Here is a 4632-nt window from a genome sequence, read left to right as displayed (position 1 = left end):
GTCCCAATTTTTAAACCTTGTTTATTTGTGGTAAATGTGTCTTCGTGTATAAAGTATTGAAATTCCAACTTTAATTTTTTCAGCTTGTGCCTAACGGTTTTGTATAACAATCAGTTGCGGATTGTTTGGAAACTAAGATAGCTAAAATTACCGACTTTTATGCTTGCGCGGTTGTGTCCGCAGGACACAAAGCCGCAATTGTTGTTATACGGTGTTGTACGCTGGCTTTTTATATGATTATAATTAATTTCTTTCCATTTACTTTTGCCTCTACAAGTTGTAAATTATTACCTCTCCTAAAAACAAATCTATTTTTTCCCTTTTTCAGCTCCGTCTTAACCTTAAGCTTTGTGCTATGCCCTTGTAAAAAATGATTTAATTCAAATTCAATATCCTTTTCAATTTCCGATTCCAATTTGATAACTATTTTTCCTTTTCTCCTTTTTAGCTCAATGTTTTTTAATTCAGTTAATTCGTTCAGCACTGGTTTATCAAAACCTCTTATTAAAACAAAACCGAGATTACACTTTTGAGGATAAACTCCTTCAGATTCGCATAGAGATTGAGTAAGGTCGTAGTTGTCAGCAGGGATTTGTTTTAGAATCTCATTTTGTTCGGTTGGAATTTCATTCGCAGCCGAAATTATTGTTCCGTCAGCTATGATTGTTAGCCAAAAGTCAATTTCATTTTGTTCCGATTTTTGCTCACATTCAATTCTATCGATAATTTTATTTTTCCGCTCTTCTGGACTCAACTGTTTAATTTTTTTAATCCACTTTTGAGATTCTTCATAATTTTTAAAATCTCCGCAGTTATTTTGTCCAAATGAAACTTGGCCAAATATTATAAATAGAATGAAGATTTTAATGATTCTCATAGGTTTTTACAGCTTGCGTACAACGGTTGTATATAGTAATAAGTTACTATATTTCTATTTTATCCTGACTAATCTAATGGATTTTTAATGTTCTTAAAAGTATTTGTAGCCACATGGGTGTATATTTCGGTTGTCTTGCTGGACCCATGACCTAAAAGAACTTGAATCTGCCTAAGATCTGTACCTGATTCCAAAAGATGGGTCGCGAAACTGTGGCGTAATACATGTGGGGTGACCGAATTTCTTATACCGGCCTTTGCAGCTGCCTTCTTGACGACATTCAGTACACTTTCAGCGGTATATTTCGACGCCTTTCTTCCCTCGAACAAATAATCCCGGGGTTTCCATTCTTTGTAATAGAGGCGAAGATCATCCAGCGTGGATCTTGACAATAAAGTATACCTGTCCTTATTTCCCTTGCCGCTCCTTACTCTTATAAGCATTCGCTTACTGTCCACATCCGAAATTTTTAGGTTCAAGATCTCGCTCCTTCTAAGACCTGAACCGTACAAAAGTTTTACAATGCACCTATGCTTGATATTATTGGTGTTCTCGATAATCGCAATGATCTCCTCCTTTGAGATTACCTTTGGCAGCTTTGATTCTTTCCTGGGCCTTTCAATCCCATAAAAGCGGTTGGGCATACCCAATACTACCTCATAATAGAATTTAATGGAATTTATGACCTGGTTCAAATAGGAATTGGATACCTTTTTGTGAATAAGGCTTTGTAGAAATGTCCGGATATCGCTTTCGTCTATCGAATGTAGTTCCTTTTCTTTATAATGGTTGATGAACATTTCAAAGAAGGAAATATAGGTCCTTGCCGTATTATTTGAATATCGTTTCAGTTCAAGCTTCAACAGGTATTCCTCTGGGCAATATCTGTAACCGGCGATCGGTTTTCTTTTTCGGAACCAGGATACATCAACATCTTCATTTTTGGTGTTTACCGGTCTATTGGTCAGAAACCGGTTGTAATTTATCCAGACCACTCCTTTGAAAGTATTGAAAATGACGCCAAGATTGGTCTTGGTATTGGGGATGTAGGCCATGTTGTGTTTTTCGCTCCATTTCGGGTTTGGGAGGCCCTTGACCAAGTTCTGAACAAGTCTATCGGGTAAAAATTTGATACCTATCATTTTCTGATTATCGATCATCAAATGGTACAGCGTTATCGATTTCATTCCGTTCATAGCACAAGTTTACCGAAGTTTTGTATTTTGAACAGTATATTATGTCTATAATATACCTTTGTAAATGCTTGATTCAAAAACTTGTCCGGTTTGTGGTGCCATCGTAAAGGGTAGGTCCGATAAGAAGTTCTGTTCTAAAAAATGTAAGTCCATAGACCAATATGAGCATCGGCGGAAAACGGAGGTCTTTTACCTTGAGGTCGATAGGCAATTGAAAATCAACAGGAGAATCTTAAAAAAGTACAACAAATCGGGTTATACGGTAATTAGGAAAAGTCAACTGACGGGGGAGGGGTTCAATCCAAGGTTCTTTACCCATTATTGGAGGAACAAGAGGGGCGACGTATATTTTTTTGTTTATGAATATGGCTTTCTTTCCAAGAACGAAAATGGAAAGGAGAAATATTTGCTGGTCATCTGGCAGGACTATATGGCCCAATGAATAGGGCCTTTACCGATAGGGTCGATCCGGATTGTTGGACAGTTTTACCCGGTCCCCTGCGGAAATCGGCCAGACCTTCCGCTCCGATATTTCCCATTCGGACGCGCTTCGCCGGTCCGTATCGGTCATCTTTCCACTACAGGTTGCCCGATATCCTCGGTCAGCGCGACAGCACAAGCGGCGCAGAACGCCACTTGACCTATCCTTCACAACGTTGCAAAAAATAAATTTCTTTTGGAATTTATTATGTACCTAAAGATGCTAAAGGTATTTAATGGTCCGAATATATTCAGCACATTCCCCTCCATTTTGTTGTACTTCATTCCGGGAAAGGAGCTTCATTTGAAATCTTGGACACCATCCCCATTTTCAGCTATCCATTCCGCTGGCCCTTCCCTCCCTGAAATCTATCAGGACTGCGAAGGAACGCTTCATTCCCGAGCTAAAAAGAGTATGGAGTCCGCTTGGCCTAGAGGAAAGCCATCACCACATCCCTCCTGACGGGATTCGGTAAAAGAACATACTGCTTCCTTGCCCTAAAATATAGAAAGAGGTACCGCACGGGCTTGTCCATTTTTTGACTTTCGTAAACAAGCAGGTACATTGATTATAACATTTCGAAAATCGGTTCCGTGGAATAGCGACCGTTCCCGATCAGAATTGGGATAAGGGTTGTTCGGAAAATTTAGGCCCTTTGCTCTAAATTTGGATTTAGAAGCTTAAGTCTGAAAACTTTGTTAGCGTCTATTTCCCCTCTACCTGTTGGTTGCTATTTGCAATTATGGAGGCTTTTCCCGGAAAAAGGACAATAGTTCATATAATGAGCAATTATCTAACGAGAAAACTCTATGTAAATGACAATTACGAATCTAAGGGAAGAGCAAGAGGGTAGCACGCTGGCGCGTGCTACTGATAAGCCATCTAATGGGAAACCCCCTGCAACAAGGGGTTTCAGGGTTGTTCAGAATAGAGGTACAAAGGTATTTTTAATGGAAAAATGCTTTGGGGCCTGGTTTACTGGGGAAATTTTAATGGAAAAATGGTCTTTTAAGGTTTTAGATAGTAGAGTAGTTCATTTTTGAACACCCATCGATAGTTCTTATCAATTTCTTTTTTATTGGTTCTCAAGTCAATTCTACTGACCATTAGTTTGCAGGTCCTTTAGTTCTTGCACCTTTTCCATGAACCGGAGATGGTCAATTTCTATTTCCCTTAAGCGTTGCCCAATCGATGGCTCGATTATATTTCCGTGTAAGCATTTATCATTTTGCTTTTTTTGAGGCAATCCGGTTTCATTACCTTCGATACGTATTCTGCAATTTTCATAGTGCCTGTTGAATATGGCCTTCAGACTTCCGATGAAAATTCTCAGCTCCCTTTGGATGGAAATTATTTGGGCCCTGTCTATCTCGAACTCGTTCCCGTATCGGGCCACGCTATAGGAATGCTCCAATAACAACAAAAGTTCGTTGTTCTCCATATCCGTGGTCTTGGGAAAGGGCCGTAGGGTAGGGAAGTACCTTTGGCAGTAGTTGATGTGGCTGACGATGCTATGGGTCACCCTGGCCTTCCCCATGCACATACGCTCCAAGAAACGGAACCCCAGTTCAAAGGCCTGGTGCATGTTGAAGGTGGCGATGGCATGGTTTCCCTCCCTGATAAGTATATCCGCCGTATGGGCGAAGGTTCCCACCTTCTCCATTTCGGAAGCCCGGTACCGGATCGCCCTTTTAAGTATATTGCCCAGGTTCATCTCTGGAAAGTCCAACAGGTTGCCGCCCTCGGAACGCACAAAGACGGTATGGCCAAGGCAGCAATGCTCCAAAAAATAGAGGGAGCCACGGGAAAGGGCCATCTCCGATTGTTCCTCTGTATAGATGCGCATCCGAAGGTTTGGATGGCTCTTGCCCTGTCTAGATAACCAGGATAGGACTTCATTGGGAATGGGGTCGTTATCTATATCGGCAATGAAGGTGAGGATATGATACGCTAAATTACCCTCCCTTAGTTCCTTGGAGAGAAAGATGGCATCGATGGTGATCACGTTCAGTATGCTATCTATGAGCTTGGAGAGTTCCTCCTTTATTATGTAGTTTTCCGGTATGTTCTTATAGTAT

General features: G+C 40.7%; 5 protein-coding genes. 2 read left to right on the top strand and 3 right to left on the bottom strand.

All coding sequences use genetic code 11. The annotated features are described in order from the left end of the window. Positions 1–229: 229 nt before the first annotated feature. Both BIZ36_RS20335 and xerA read right to left on the bottom strand, forming a co-directional pair. Positions 230–877 (bottom strand): hypothetical protein, encoded by a 648-nt coding sequence (locus BIZ36_RS20335; protein ID WP_187459690.1) that lies wholly within the window; start codon positions 875–877, stop codon positions 230–232. Between the two features lie 68 nt (positions 878–945). After that, positions 946–2073, bottom strand: coding sequence for a site-specific tyrosine recombinase/integron integrase (xerA, locus tag BIZ36_RS20330; protein ID WP_222937495.1), 1128 nt, complete (start codon positions 2071–2073; stop codon positions 946–948). A gap of 64 nt (positions 2074–2137) precedes the next feature. Here xerA and BIZ36_RS20325 point away from each other — a divergent pair, with 64 nt between their 5' ends. Together BIZ36_RS20325 and BIZ36_RS20320 are read left to right on the top strand one after the other, a co-directional pair. After that, positions 2138–2515 (top strand): hypothetical protein, encoded by a 378-nt coding sequence (locus tag BIZ36_RS20325; RefSeq protein WP_187459689.1) that lies wholly within the window; start codon positions 2138–2140, stop codon positions 2513–2515. An 854-nt stretch (positions 2516–3369) separates the two neighbouring features. Continuing rightward, the gene (locus BIZ36_RS20320) at positions 3370–3597 is read left to right on the top strand and encodes a hypothetical protein (protein ID WP_187459688.1); all 228 of its coding nucleotides are present in this window, start codon (positions 3370–3372) and stop codon (positions 3595–3597) included. Positions 3598–3650: 53 nt separating this feature from the next. Here BIZ36_RS20320 and BIZ36_RS20315 read toward each other — a convergent pair. Further along, positions 3651–4632, bottom strand: a 982-nt coding sequence (locus tag BIZ36_RS20315) for a HEPN domain-containing protein (RefSeq protein ID WP_187459687.1), incomplete at its 5' end; no start/stop codon positions are given.

Source organism: Cytophaga sp. FL35, from assembly GCF_014349235.1.
Taxonomy (GTDB): domain Bacteria; phylum Bacteroidota; class Bacteroidia; order Flavobacteriales; family Flavobacteriaceae; genus Euzebyella.
Note: the sequence above shows the minus strand (reverse complement) of the source record. Positions and strands in the feature narration are given on the sequence as shown.

Coding starts and splice junctions, on each gene's coding strand:
- BIZ36_RS20335 (WP_187459690.1), bottom strand. CDS start 877: ATGAGAATCATTAAAATCTTCATTCTATTTATAATATTTGGCCAAGTT.
- xerA (WP_222937495.1), bottom strand. CDS start 2,073: ATGAACGGAATGAAATCGATAACGCTGTACCATTTGATGATCGATAAT.
- BIZ36_RS20325 (WP_187459689.1), top strand. CDS start 2,138: ATGCTTGATTCAAAAACTTGTCCGGTTTGTGGTGCCATCGTAAAGGGT.
- BIZ36_RS20320 (WP_187459688.1), top strand. CDS start 3,370: ATGACAATTACGAATCTAAGGGAAGAGCAAGAGGGTAGCACGCTGGCG.